The organism is Bacillus sp. LR--39, assembly GCF_053613335.1.
Map to the genome: position 1 here is coordinate 1 of NZ_JBSIOT010000679.1, position 800 is coordinate 800.

General features: G+C 46.4%; 1 pseudogene. It reads right to left on the reverse strand.

Going from position 1 to position 800, the window contains the following annotated elements:
• Window positions 1–347: 347 nt before the first annotated feature.
• Window positions 348–800: pseudogene (locus ACWHAR_RS25795) on the reverse strand (amino acid permease); the annotation flags it as partial.

Sequence of the window (800 nt, forward strand, 5' to 3'; positions counted from 1 at the left end):
ACACGTATCGCAGCATACCTTTTCACATAGCGGCCTTTTTAAGCTTGCAGAGACACTCCTGTTTTCTGCGGGCTTTTTCTTTTGGATAAAAAAGACCTCCCTTATACCTTTTCATAAGCCTTTACTGTGTGGCTTGGCTTCACTTGAAACACAACATCTTTCGGACCCGTTGTTTGAAATGGACCCCAGAGGCTCTCCGGAGCGGGCGGGTTTCCGCCCATCATTGGCGCCCGTATTGAAACACAGCCAAGCTTATAAAAAAAAGAACCAGGAGCTGGTTCTTGATCATAGCGCCTGAGAGGGCTGCCAATAACATCTCGACAGCCCCAAGCGCCTTAAAAATTTCATTATTTATTCCCATCAGCTGAGGCACGCTTGCCAATTCCAAACACATAATAGCTGGCGGCAACAACCGCAAGGAAAATAACCCCGACAATCAGAGACACGCGTGTGTCATTGTTGAACCACATGCCCACCAATACCATAAGAAGGAAACCAATCGTCAAATAGTTCGTCACTGGGGCGAAAGGCATTTTGAACGGATGTTTGTCAATTTCAGCTCCTTTTGCTTTTCTGAATCCGATATGGCTGAGCAGAATGACAAACCACGGAATCATCCCCGGGAGCACGCTCGCACTGTATACATACACAAAAATATTAGGCGGCGCAATATAATTTAAAACGACGCCGATTGCCAAACCGATCAAGACGGCAATGGTCCCGTATAACGGCACGCCATTTCTGGAAATCTTCGTAAAGAATTTTGGCGCTTGGCCGTTTACTCCCAATGTATAAAGCAT